An 11,310-nucleotide genomic window follows, 5' to 3' on the forward strand; every position below is an offset into this window, starting at 1 on the left:
ACGACCCCGAACTCCACGGCGGCGCGCAACGACTCACCGACCAAGCCGCAGCCGCTTGATCTAATTCTTGAGGTTGACACTGAGGGTGTCATGGCAGGTCCTCCGGGCCGAACGCGTCGGGCAGCACCTCGCTCATCGGCAGGATGCCGGACGGGGTGTCGATCAGGCACGGTGCGCCGCCCAGCTCGTAGATCACCTGACGGCACCGGCCGCACGGCATCAGCAGGTCACCGGCGCCGCTGCGGCAGGCGAGGGCGACCAGCCTGCCGCCACCGGTGAGCATGAACTGGCCGGCCAGCGTGCACTCGGCGCAGAGGCCGACGCCGTAGGCGGCGTTCTCGACGTTGCAGCCGACGACGACCCGGCCGTCGTCGCACAGGGCCGCCGCGCCCACCTGGAGCCCGGAGTACGGGCAGTAGGCGGACCGCGCGGCCTCGACGGCGCGGCTCCGCAGGACGTCCCAGTCGATGTCAACCACGGCGGTACACCACGCCGTCCGCCGCGGGCATGCGCAATCGTTGGGAGGCGACCGCGAGGACGACCAGGGTGACCAGGTGCGGCGCGTAGGTGGTCAGCTCGCTCGGCACCTCGTCCACCGAGTAGTACACGGCGTAGAGCAGGCCGGCGGCCAGGATGCCGAACGCGGCGGCGAACCAGCGGCGGCGGATCAGCTGCCAGATCACGATGACGACCAGCAGCAGGACCGCGCCGTAGACCAGGGCGAGGAACGTCTTGCCGCCCGAGCGCAGTTGCAGGCCGTCGGCGTAGCCGAACAGCGCCGCGCCGCCGAGCAGGCCGCCGGGCCGCCAGTTGCCGAAGATCATCGCGGCGAGGCCGATGAACCCGCGGCCGTTGGTCTGGCCTTCGAGGTAGCCGGGCTGACCGGGGTTGAGCACGAGGGCCGCGCCGCCGATGCCGGCGAGCGCACCCGACGAGATCACGGCGACGTACTTGTAGAGGTAGACGTTGACGCCGAGGGACTCCGCGGCCACCGGGTTCTCGCCGCACGACCGCAGCCGCAGGCCGAACCGGGTCCGCCACAGCACCAGGTAGCTGCCGATCACCAGCAGGATCGCCAGCATGGTCAACGGGGACACGCCGGTGACGAGGCCGCGCAGGATGCCGGCGACGTCGGACAGGCCCACCCGCTGCTGCGCTTCGAGCTCGCCGAGCCAGTCCGAGAGGCCGGAGGCGGAGTAGGTGTCGAACTTCGGGACGGCGGGCGATTCCCGGGGGTTGTTCGAGAGCGGGAAGAAGATCAGCGTGGAGAGGTACTTGGTCAGGCCCGCGCCGAGCAGGTTGATCGCCACGCCGGAGACGATGTGGTTCACGCCGAACGTCACGGTGGCGATGGCGTGCAGGAGACCGCCCAGCGCGCCGAACACGGCGGCCGAGACGAGCGCCGCCCACGGGCCCCACTGGTAGCCGGCCCAGGCGGCGCCCCACGTGCCCATGATCATCATGCCTTCGAGGCCGATGTTCACCACGCCCGCGCGTTCCGCCCAGAGACCGCCGAGGGCGGCCAGGAGGATCGGCAACGCCAACCGCACCGCGGTCTGGATGGTGCCGGTGGACGTCAGCTGCGGCACACCGGTCAGGTACGACGTGGTGGACAGCAGCACGACCGCGCCCGCCACGCCCAGCGCGCCGACGGCCCAGCCGGGGATCCGCCGCGACTTGCGCGGCGGCGGAACGGTGGCGGGCGCCTCGGACGGGTTCATCAATGAAGTGCTCATGCCGCATCCACCGTTCCCAGCTGCCGGCCGACCTGCCGCTGCTGCGCGGCCAGCTCGAACCGGCGGACCACCTCGTACGCGACGACGACCGACAGCACGATCGCCCCCTGCATGATCGTCACGATCTCGCGGGGCACGCCCACGTTGTCCAGCGCCAGGCCCGACTTGTCCAGGAACGCCCACAGCAGCGCGCCGAACGCGATGCCGCCGGGGTGGTTGCGCCCGAGCAGCGCGATCGCGATGCCGGAGAAGCCGATCCCGGCCGGGAAGTTCAGGTTGTAGGTGTGGTCGCGGCCCAGGATCTCCGGCATGGAGACCAGGCCCGCGATGCCGCCCGAGAGCAGCATGGCGATCAGCACCATCTTCTTGGCGTTCACGCCACCCGCGGCGGCGGCCGTGGACGACTCGCCGGAGGCCCGCAGCTCGAAGCCGAACCGGGTGCGGTTCATCATCACCCAGTAGCCGATGCCCAGCAGCGCGGCCAGGAACACCAGGCCGAACACCGTGCCGGACGAGCCGAGCGGGATGCCGGGCACCCAGCCGCTCTCCGGGATCTCCGGCGTGCGGATGTTGTTGCCGCGCAGCTCGCCGAACACGTCCGCGCCGATCAGGTACGCGGCCAGGCCGAGCGCCAGGCCGTTCATCATGATCGTGGAGATGACCTCGTTGACGCCGCGCGTCACCTTGAGGATCGCCGGGATCGCGGCCCACAGCGCGCCTGCGACGGCGGCCGTCAGGATGATCACCAGGGCGTGCAGGCCGGGCGGCAGGGCGATCGAGCCGCCGACCACGGCCGCGACGACCGCCGCGACCCGGTACTGGCCCTCGACGCCGATGTTGAACAGGTTCATCTGGAACCCGATCGCCACCGCCAGCGCCGCGATGTAGTAGGTGCCGGTGCTGTTGATGATGTCGACCGCGGTGGTGCCCTCGCCGACCTGCGCGAACATCACCCCGAACGCCTGCAGCGGGTTCGCGTCGGACACCACCAGCGCGATACCGCACAGCAGGGCGGAGAACAGGATCGCCAGCACGGGCGGCAGCAGTTTGCCGCGCAAGATTCCCATTACTCGCCTTCCGATTCCGACGCCGGAGAGGCGCCAGTGGCGTGCTCGGCGCTCGTGGCGCCCGTCATCGCACTGCCGAGGTCTTCCGGGGTGACCGTGGCCGGGTCGGCGTCCGCCACCAGCCGACCGCGCAGCATCACCCGGATGGTGTCGGACAAACCGATCAGCTCGTCCAGGTCCGCCGAGATCAGCAGCACGGCCAGGCCGCGGGCGCGAGCGTTGCGGATCTCGTCCCAGATCAACGCCTGCGCGCCGACGTCGACGCCGCGGGTCGGGTGCGACGCGATGAGCAGCACCGGGTCGCCGGACAGCTCGCGGCCGACCACGAGCTTCTGCTGGTTGCCGCCGGACAGCGCGACGGCGGCCACGTCGATGCCCGGCGTGCGCACGTCGAAGTCCTCGACGATGCGCTCGGTGTCCTTCTTCGCGCCCGCGAGATCGAGCCACTGGCCCTTCGACACGGGGCGGCGGGTCTGGTGGCCGAGGATGCGGTTGGCCCACAGCGGCTGGGTGAGCAGCAGGCCCTGGCGGTGCCGGTCCTCGGGGATGTAGCCGATGCCCGCTTCACGGCGGGCGAGCGTGCCGAGCCGGGTCAGGTCGCGGTCGCCGAGCAGCACGCGGCCGTGGTGCGCCCTGCGCATGCCCATGATCGTCTCGACGAGCTCGGTCTGCCCGTTGCCCTCGACACCCGCGATGCCGACGATCTCGCCCGCGCGCACGACCAGGTCGATGTTGTCGAGCACCGGCCGGGTGCCCTCCGCGGCGACCAGGCCCAGGTTCTCCACCTGGAGCACGACGCGGTCGGTGACGGTGGACTCGCGGGTCTCCGGGCTGGGCAGCTCGCTGCCGACCATCATCTCGGCCAGCTGGCGCGAGCTGACGGCCTTCGGGTCGGCGGTGCCGACCGTGGTGCCGCGGCGGATGATCGTGACGGAGTCGGCGATCGAGCGCACCTCGTCCAGCTTGTGCGAGATGAACAGGAACGTGAAGCCCTGCTGCTGCATGCCGCGCAGGGTGGCGAACAGCTCGTCCACCTCCTGCGGCACGAGCACCGCGGTCGGCTCGTCCAGGATGATCACCTTGGCGCCCCGGTAGAGCACCTTGAGGATCTCCACCCGCTGCCGGTCGGCCACGCCGAGGCGCTCGACGAGCACGCCGGGGTCGACGGTCAGGCCGGTGGCGTCGGCCAGCTCCAGGATGCGCTTGCGCGCCTTGCCGCCGATGCCGTGCAGGGACTCCGCGCCCAGGACGACGTTCTCCTGCACGGTCAGGTTGTCGGCGAGCATGAAGTGCTGGTGCACCATGCCGATGCCGACCTTGATCGCGTCGGCGGGCGTGCGGAACCGGACCTGCTCGCCCGCCACCTCGATGGTGCCCTCGTCGGGCTGCTGCATCCCGTACAGGATCTTCATCAGGGTGGACTTGCCGGCGCCGTTCTCACCGCACAGCGCGTGCACCTCGCCGACCTGCACGCTGAGGTGGACGTCGCTGTTGGCGACGACACCCGGGAAGCGCTTGGTGATGCCCGACAGGACGACGGCAGGGGTGGGTGTGCTCATGGAAGCTCCGTCTGATCTCCGGCTGCGCCGGGGCTAACCACGCACTGGGCCCCGCGAGGGTGGCTCGCAGGGCCCAGTGCGCCGGAGGCCGGATGGGGTTACGGCGTGGACTCGACCTTGATCTTGCCCGCGATGATCTGGGCCTTGTAGCCCTCGAGGACCGCCTTCAAGTTGTCGTCGATCTTGCCACCGGAGGTGGAGTAGCCGACGCCGTCCACGGACAGGTCGAACACCTTCGGCAGGCTCGCCAGGTCGTTCTTGGCGACCGCCTTGACGAAGTCGTACACCGCGACGTCGACCCGCTTGAGCATCGACGAGACGATGACGTCCTTCGACTCCTCGACCGTCTTCTGGTTGTACTGGTCGGAGTCGACGCCGATGGCCAGCGCGTTGCCCGTCTTCGCGGCCGAGAACACGCCCTTGCCGGACGCGCCGGCGGCGTGGTAGAGCACGTCGGCGCCGGCCTCGATCTGGCCGGTGGCGGCCTCCTGGCCCTTGGTCGGGTCCTGGAAACCGGTGAAGTCGCCCGCCGGGGTCAGGTACTTGGTCTCGATCTTGATGTCCGGCGCGGCGGTCTTGGCGCCCTGGGCGTAGCCCGCGTCGAACTTCTGGATCAGCGGGATCTCCACGCCGCCGACGAAGCCGATGTGGCACGCCTTCGACTTGTAGGCGGCGATGACGCCGGCCAGGAAGGAGCCCTGCTCCTCGGCGAACAGCAGCGGCGTGACGTTCGCCGCACCCTCGACCGCGCCGTCGACGATCGCGAACTTGACGTTCGGGAACTCCGGCGCGACGACCTTCAGGGACTCGGCGTAGGCGAAGCCGACACCGATGATCGGGTTGAAGCCCTCGCTCGCGAGCTGGCGCAGCCGGGTCTGCTTGGCGTCCTCCGGCTCGTTCGGCGCGGCGGTCAGCTCCTTGACCTCGGCGACGCCGAAGTCGGCCTTGGCCTTGTCCAGGCCCGCCGCGGCGGAGTCGTTGAACGACGCGTCGCCCCGACCGCCGATGTCGTAGGCCAGGCCCACCTTCAGCGCGCTGCCGTCGACCTTCTCGCCCGACGCGGCGCTGCTGGAGGTCGCGGTGGCGGCCGGCGGCTTGTCAGCCAGCTTGCAGCCACCGGCGGTGTTGGTCGACCCGGACCCGGTGTTGTTCCCACCGGTGTCCTTGGCGCAGGCGGCCATCGTGAGAACGCTGGTCAGCGCGATCGCGGCCACCGCGAGGCCACGCATTCGACGACGCACGGCTCGTCTCCCTCCCTGCTCGTCTAGGAGCAGACAAATCCCGGCGGCTGGGCCGTCGGGGCTTCCGAGTGGCGAACCGTACCCCGTAGTAATGACACCCGCGTACGTACCGGTCCGCACGTGACCTAATCGTTGGTGCCATCAGGCGACTCCGCCACTCGTAGTGATAGCGCGACTTCCCCGCGTCGTAGCCGATTACTCACTGTCAATACGCGGACCGGGTGAAGTGGCCGTCCGGTGACCGTGGGCCGATCAAGGTTCGGAGGCCCGCAGGGTTAACCCGTTGGTGAGGCGTTGGGGCGGCGTTGGCGAGGTCCGGTGCACTCCACGCTGCACCGATATCCCCCCTAGGAGGTTGAGTTGGACCCCCAGCAGTGGCTCGACAACTTCGAGGCAAAGCTGGCCGATCTGCAGCGGAAGTCGGCCGACCTCCAGGAGAACTTCGAGAACTCGCAGGCCACGGCTTCCAGCCCGGACGGCGCGGTGACCATCACCGTCGGCCCGAACGGCGGGCTGCTGAACATCCAGCTGGGCCACCGGGCGACCGAGCTCGGCTCCGCCCGCCTCACCGCCGTGATCATGCAGACGGCCAAGGTCGCGCAGAAGCAGGCCGCGCAGCAGGTGATGGCGGCGTTCGAGCCGCTCGGCGAGGGCACCGAGGCCATGCGCATGGTCAGCGACGCCATCCCGGACGACGAGGTCGAGGCCGACGAGGCCGACTACGCGGAGCCCGACTACGCCGAGCCGGAGGCCGCGCCCGCGCCGCCGCCACCCCCGGCCTACGCCCCGGCCCCGGCCCCGGCGAGCAGGCAGCCGCAGATGCCGTCGCGACCGGCGCGCCCCTCGCGCCCCGGTGACGACGAGGACGACGACAACCAGCCCTGGTGACGAGGAGACCCTGAGCGATGACCGCCCCCGACACCCCGATCGCCTCGCCGCCGGGCATGGAGATCACCGAGAAGAACAAGTTCAAGGGCTCGCTGTTCATCTCGGCCTGGGACGAGATGATCACCACGATCGGCAAGGACGCGGAGACCGAGACCGAGAAGGCGCTGGACATCACGTTCGCCGCGATCGGCACGGCGTCGTCCATGGCCATGCTGGCGGTCGACCCGTTCGGCACGATCCTCGGCGCGGGCATCGGCTGGCTGATCGAGCACGTGTCGTTCCTGAAGGAACCGCTCGACCAGCTCATGGGCGACCCCGACGAGATCGAGGCCAACGTCGAGGCGACCAAGAAGCAGGCCGCCGAGCTGCGCGTGCTGGCCGAGGACCACCGGCGCGAGCTGGCCACGTTCGACGGGTGGACCGGCGCGTCGTCCGAGGCGTTCCAGAAGAACATGGAGTCGATGGGCCAGGAGCTGGACGCGCTGGCCAACGCCGTCGAGCAGAAGGCCAAGATCGTCGCGATCTGCGGCGTGCTGGTGTCGGTGCTGCGCGACATCGTGCGCGACCTGATCGCCCAGCTGCTCGGGTCGCTGCTGGCGGGCGCGCTGATCGCCGCCGCCACCGCGGTCATCACCTTCGGCGCGTCGATCGCGGCCTACATCGGCTTCGCGGTCGGCAAGGCCGTCGCGCTCGGCGTGAACATCGCGTCCCGGATCGCCCGGCTGACCGCGGCGCTGGGCAGGCAGATGGGCCGGATCAAGAACCTCGACGAGATCACCGAGAACGTCGGCAAGGGCTGGAACCGGTTCGAGAACATCGCCGACGTGGCCGAGGTCGGCTACGAGTCGTGGAAGGCGCAGAAGGGCGTCGACCGCGAGATCGACAAGGCGCTGGCCAAGGACGTGCAGGACGACAAGGTCACCGACGCCAACAAGAAGGCGGAGGAGGCCAACGAGCGGTACGGCAAGGCCAAGGAAGAGGAGGCGGCGGCCGCCGAGGAGGCCAAGAAGGCCAACGAGGACGTGAACGCGGCGGCCACCAGGGCGAGCGAGGCCAACGCCAAGGCCAACGCGTTCGTCGAGGAGGCGAACGCCGCCGCCGCGCGTGGTGACCAGGCGGGCCGGGACGCGGCCATGGCCAAGTACGAGGCGGCCAAGGTCGAGGCGGACGCGGCGCGCGGCGAGGCGGCGCAGGCGGCCGAGAAGGCGGCGAAGGAAGCCCGCGACGTCGCCGACGCGGCCAAGGCGAGCAACGAGGCGCTGGCCGACGCGAAGCCCGCCGACGAGGCCGCGAAGGCCGCGTACGAGGAGTACAAGCGCAACAACCCGGGCCAGGACGACCCGGCGCGCGCGTCCGCCGAGAGCGACATGTCGGCCAAGAACGACGCGGCGAAGGCGGCGAACGCCACCTACGAGCAGGCGAACGTGGACTTCGCGGCGGCCAACGCGGCGGCGGCCGAGGCCAACGCCAAGGCGTTCGCGTCCGGCAGCGAGGCCGACATCAAGGCCGCCGAGGAGGCGTCGCGCAAGGCCGAGCAGGCGGGCACGAGCGTCGAGCAGGCGGCGGCCGACGCGAAGTCGGCGGGCGAGGCGGCGAAGTCGAGCTACGACTCGTTCCAGTCGCAGTACTCCCAGCCCGCTGCGGGCTAGCCCTCAACCGGTTCGGCCCAGGTCTGGCAGAACCCCCGGAAGAACCACGGAGAACCAGCCATGGCACGCGGTGGCGGCGGCGTCGACTCGAACACCCCGGGTCCCTCGGGCACCCCGTCGTCACCGCCGCCGTCGCCCCCACCGCCGTCACCGGGCGGGCCGACCGGCAACTCCGGGTTCGGCATGAACGAGTCGACCATGTCCGACCTGGACAAGCGGGCCGGCAGCCTGCGGGACCGGCTCGCGGCGATCTCCAGCGGGTTGCAGGGGCTCAAGCTCGCGCCCAACGCGCTCGGCCCGATCGGCATCGTCGCCGTGCCCGCGTTGAACAGCTCGAACGACGCTTCGGTGAAGCAGGCGAACAACGCGTCCAGCGCGATGGGCAACGTCCAGTCGGGCTTGAAGGCCACGCTCCAGACGCACGTGCAGAACGACCAGTTCAGCCGCGACCAGTTCACCAAGATCGACCCGAACTCGAACGCCCAGCGGCCGCCCGGCTCACCCGGCAACGGACCGCTCGGCGTGAAGGGGCCCGGTGGGCCGGCGGTGACGCCGGTGACCAACGTGCCGGGCGCGTCGGGGCCGAACGGGACGGGTGGGCCCAAGGGGACGGGCGGGCCGTCCGTCACGCCGGTGAAGAACGTGCCGGGTGCGACCGGGCCGAACGGGACCGGTGGGCCCAAGGGGACGGGTGGGCCCGCGGTCGGGCCGGTGAAGAACCTGCCTGGTGCGCCGGGCGTGACGCCGCCCGGTGGGCCTCGTGGCACCGGTGGGCCGGCGGTTGGGCCGATCAAGAACCTGCCGAGTGCGCCCGGCGTGACGCCGCCTGGTGGAGCGCCGAAGACGTCCGGCGGGCCGGCGGTCGGGCCGATCAAGAACCTTCCTGGTGCACCCGGCGTCACGCCGCCCGGTGGGCCTCGTGGCACCGGTGGGCCCGCGATCGGACCGATCACGAACGTGCCCGGTGCGTCCGGCCCGAATCAGGGTGGGACGTCCAAGTCGCCCGGTGGGCCCGCGGTCGGGCCGATCAAGAACCTGCCGAGTGCACCGGGCGTGACGCCGCCCGGTGGTTCGCGCGGCACCGGTGGGCCGGCGGTGGGGCCGATCTCCGGCATTCCGGGCGCTCCCGGTGCGACGGGTGGCACGCGCGGCGGCGGTGTGCCCGGCGGCGGTGTGCCCGGTGTGCCCGGTGTGACGCCGCCCGGTTCGTCGACGTCCGGTGGTCCGACGGCCAAGGGCGGTCCGACGCCGGGTGCGGGCCCGGCGACCGGCGTCACCGCGCCTGGTGGGAGCACGGCGGCCCGCGGCATCGGCGGCGCGCTGTCCGGTGCGCCCGGCGTGACGCCGCCCCCGATGGCGGGTGCGCCGATGGCCCCCGGCGCCGCTCCCGGTGCGGCAGGTGGGTCCGACCGTTCGAGCAAGTTCACGGGTGGGCCCGGCAAGGGCGTCTTCGACGCACCGAAGCCACCCTCCGGTGACGGCAACATCAACAAGGCCCCGACCAGCTCGCCCTCCACCCCGCCACCGGCGCCGAAGCCGACCATCAGCACCCCTGGCGGCGGGGGCATCCCGAGTGCTCCCGCCATCAGCACCCCGACCACCGGCGCACCCACCACCGGCACGCCCGGCGCCAACGCACCCGGCAGCGGCACGCCAAGCACCGCGACCGCTCCGCCGTCCACCGGTCCGAAGCCGGCCTCGGGCGCCGCGCCCTCGGTGAGCGCTCCCGTGGCGCCCCCGATGGCCGGTGCGCCGATGGCCCCCGGCGCCACTCCCGGTGCGGCAGGTGGGTCCGACCGTTCGAGCAAGTTCACCGGCGGAGCGGGCAAGGACGTCTTCGACGCACCCAAGCCACCCACCGGCGACGGCAACATCAACAAGGCCCCGGCTGCCTCGCCCTCCACCCCGCCACCAGCGCCGAAGCCGACCATCAGCACACCCACCGCCCCGCCGATCAGCACCCCCGCCACCGGCACACCTGCCAACAGCGCCTCCACCGCCACCGCTCCACCAGCGACGGGCCCGAAGCCGTCCCCTGTCGTCGCACCTCCGGTGAGCGCACCGGCAGTGCCGCCAGTAGCAGCACCACCGCCCGCAGCGGCTCCGGGCGGGAACCCGTCGACGGACCGTTCGAGCAAGTTCACGGGCGGGCCGGACAAGGGCGTGTTCGACACGCCCAAACCGCCCACCGGCGACGGCAACATCAACAAGGCCCCGGCCACCTCGCCTTCCACCCCGCCACCAGCGCCGAAGCCCACCATCAGCACACCGCCGGCCCCGAGCGCGATCAACACACCACCGGCCGACATCACCACCCCCAAGCCCACCACCCCGCCGCCCGCCACCACCCCGCCCGCCGCAACCCCGACCCCGCCGCCGGCAACCCCGCGGGCCGACACCACCGCCTCCACCCCTCCAGCACCTCAGCCGCCGGCCAAGCCGTCCGCCCCGCCAATCACCACCCCGCCGGCCACCACTCCACCAACCGCCACCGCTCCAACCACCACCGCGCCCCCGGCACCGGCCACCCCACCGACGCCTGCCCCGGCGACCCCAAGGCCCACACCACCGCCGGTCACCATCACGCCACCACCCATCTCCAACCCGCCGGTCACCACCCCGCCGACTACCGCGCCGCCGGTCACCGCGCCCCCTGTCGCCACCCCACCGGCCGCGACGCCGCCAGCCACCACACCGCCAGCCGCCACGGCCCCGGCCAGCACTCCACCAGCCGCAAACCCGCCGGCTGCCACGCCGCCGGCCACCCGGCCTGCACCGCCCACTGACACCACTCCACCGGTCAACACCCCACCTCCGGCCACCACTCCGCCGGCCACGCGACCGGCACCACCGGCCGACATCGCGCCACCGGCGGCAAACCCGCCAGTCACGAACCCACCGGCCCCCACACCACCGGCCACCCGGCCGGCGCCACCCGCCGACATCGCACCCCCTGCGGCAACCCCACCGGCTCCCACACCACCGGCCACGCGACCGGCACCACCCGCCGACACTGCGCCACCGGCGGCAAACCCGCCAGCCGCGAACCCACCGGCCACCACACCCCCAGCCACCCGGCCGGCACCGCCCACCGACACCGCGCCCCCGGCGGCAAACCCACCGGCAGCGACCCCTCCGGCAACCACCCCACCGGCAGCGAACCCACCGGC

The 11,310-nt window shown here is 71.9% G+C and carries 10 protein-coding genes; 2 read left to right on the top strand and 8 right to left on the bottom strand.

Translation table 11 applies throughout. The features are described 5' to 3' along the window. Window positions 1-88: 88 nt before the first annotated feature. From ACZ7GX_RS31730 to ACZ7GX_RS31750, 5 genes are all read right to left on the bottom strand, one after another. Window positions 89-478 (bottom strand): cytidine deaminase, encoded by a 390-nt coding sequence (locus ACZ7GX_RS31730; RefSeq protein ID WP_498781996.1) that lies wholly within the window; start codon window positions 476-478, stop codon window positions 89-91. Beyond that, window positions 471-1,736 carry an ABC transporter permease gene (locus ACZ7GX_RS31735; RefSeq protein WP_498781998.1) on the bottom strand — a complete coding sequence of 422 codons (1,266 nt, stop codon included), beginning with the start codon at window positions 1,734-1,736 and terminating at the stop codon, window positions 471-473. Before ACZ7GX_RS31735 ends, ACZ7GX_RS31730 begins: the two co-directional genes overlap by 8 nt. Beyond that, the gene (locus ACZ7GX_RS31740) at window positions 1,733-2,803 is read right to left on the bottom strand and encodes an ABC transporter permease (RefSeq protein WP_498782000.1); all 1,071 of its coding nucleotides are present in this window, start codon (window positions 2,801-2,803) and stop codon (window positions 1,733-1,735) included. Before ACZ7GX_RS31740 ends, ACZ7GX_RS31735 begins: the two co-directional genes overlap by 4 nt. Further along, complete coding sequence (locus ACZ7GX_RS31745; protein ID WP_498782002.1) at window positions 2,803-4,362, bottom strand: ABC transporter ATP-binding protein; 1,560 nt, start codon at window positions 4,360-4,362, stop codon at window positions 2,803-2,805. Before ACZ7GX_RS31745 ends, ACZ7GX_RS31740 begins: the two co-directional genes overlap by 1 nt. A 98-nt stretch (window positions 4,363-4,460) precedes the next feature. Continuing rightward, the gene (locus ACZ7GX_RS31750) at window positions 4,461-5,591 is read right to left on the bottom strand and encodes a BMP family lipoprotein (protein WP_498782094.1); all 1,131 of its coding nucleotides are present in this window, start codon (window positions 5,589-5,591) and stop codon (window positions 4,461-4,463) included. A 372-nt stretch (window positions 5,592-5,963) separates the two neighbouring features. Here ACZ7GX_RS31750 and ACZ7GX_RS31755 point away from each other — a divergent pair, with 372 nt between their 5' ends. Together ACZ7GX_RS31755 and ACZ7GX_RS31760 are read left to right on the top strand one after the other, a co-directional pair. Further along, on the top strand, window positions 5,964-6,491 hold the full coding sequence (locus ACZ7GX_RS31755; protein ID WP_498782004.1) for a YbaB/EbfC family nucleoid-associated protein: 528 nt from the start codon (window positions 5,964-5,966) through the stop codon (window positions 6,489-6,491). A gap of 17 nt (window positions 6,492-6,508) precedes the next feature. Next, window positions 6,509-8,140, top strand: coding sequence for a WXG100 family type VII secretion target (locus ACZ7GX_RS31760; protein WP_498782006.1), 1,632 nt, complete (start codon window positions 6,509-6,511; stop codon window positions 8,138-8,140). On the opposite strand, the gene ACZ7GX_RS31765 is transcribed toward ACZ7GX_RS31760, so the two are convergent. The 3 genes from ACZ7GX_RS31765 to ACZ7GX_RS31775 all read right to left on the bottom strand — a co-directional run bounded on the left by ACZ7GX_RS31765 (window position 8,137) and on the right by ACZ7GX_RS31775 (window position 10,944). Next, entirely contained in the window at window positions 8,137-8,823 is a 687-nt protein-coding gene (locus tag ACZ7GX_RS31765; protein ID WP_498782008.1) for a hypothetical protein, read from the bottom strand. The two genes, ACZ7GX_RS31760 and ACZ7GX_RS31765, sit on opposite strands and share 4 nt — an antisense overlap. Before the next feature lie 297 nt (window positions 8,824-9,120). Continuing rightward, window positions 9,121-10,551 (bottom strand): hypothetical protein, encoded by a 1,431-nt coding sequence (locus ACZ7GX_RS31770; protein ID WP_498782010.1) that lies wholly within the window; start codon window positions 10,549-10,551, stop codon window positions 9,121-9,123. 12 nt (window positions 10,552-10,563) lie between these two features. After that, window positions 10,564-10,944 carry a hypothetical protein gene (locus ACZ7GX_RS31775; RefSeq protein ID WP_498782012.1) on the bottom strand — a complete coding sequence of 127 codons (381 nt, stop codon included), beginning with the start codon at window positions 10,942-10,944 and terminating at the stop codon, window positions 10,564-10,566. Window positions 10,945-11,310 lie beyond the last annotated feature (366 nt).

The organism is Actinosynnema sp. NPDC037264 (genome assembly GCF_055603705.1).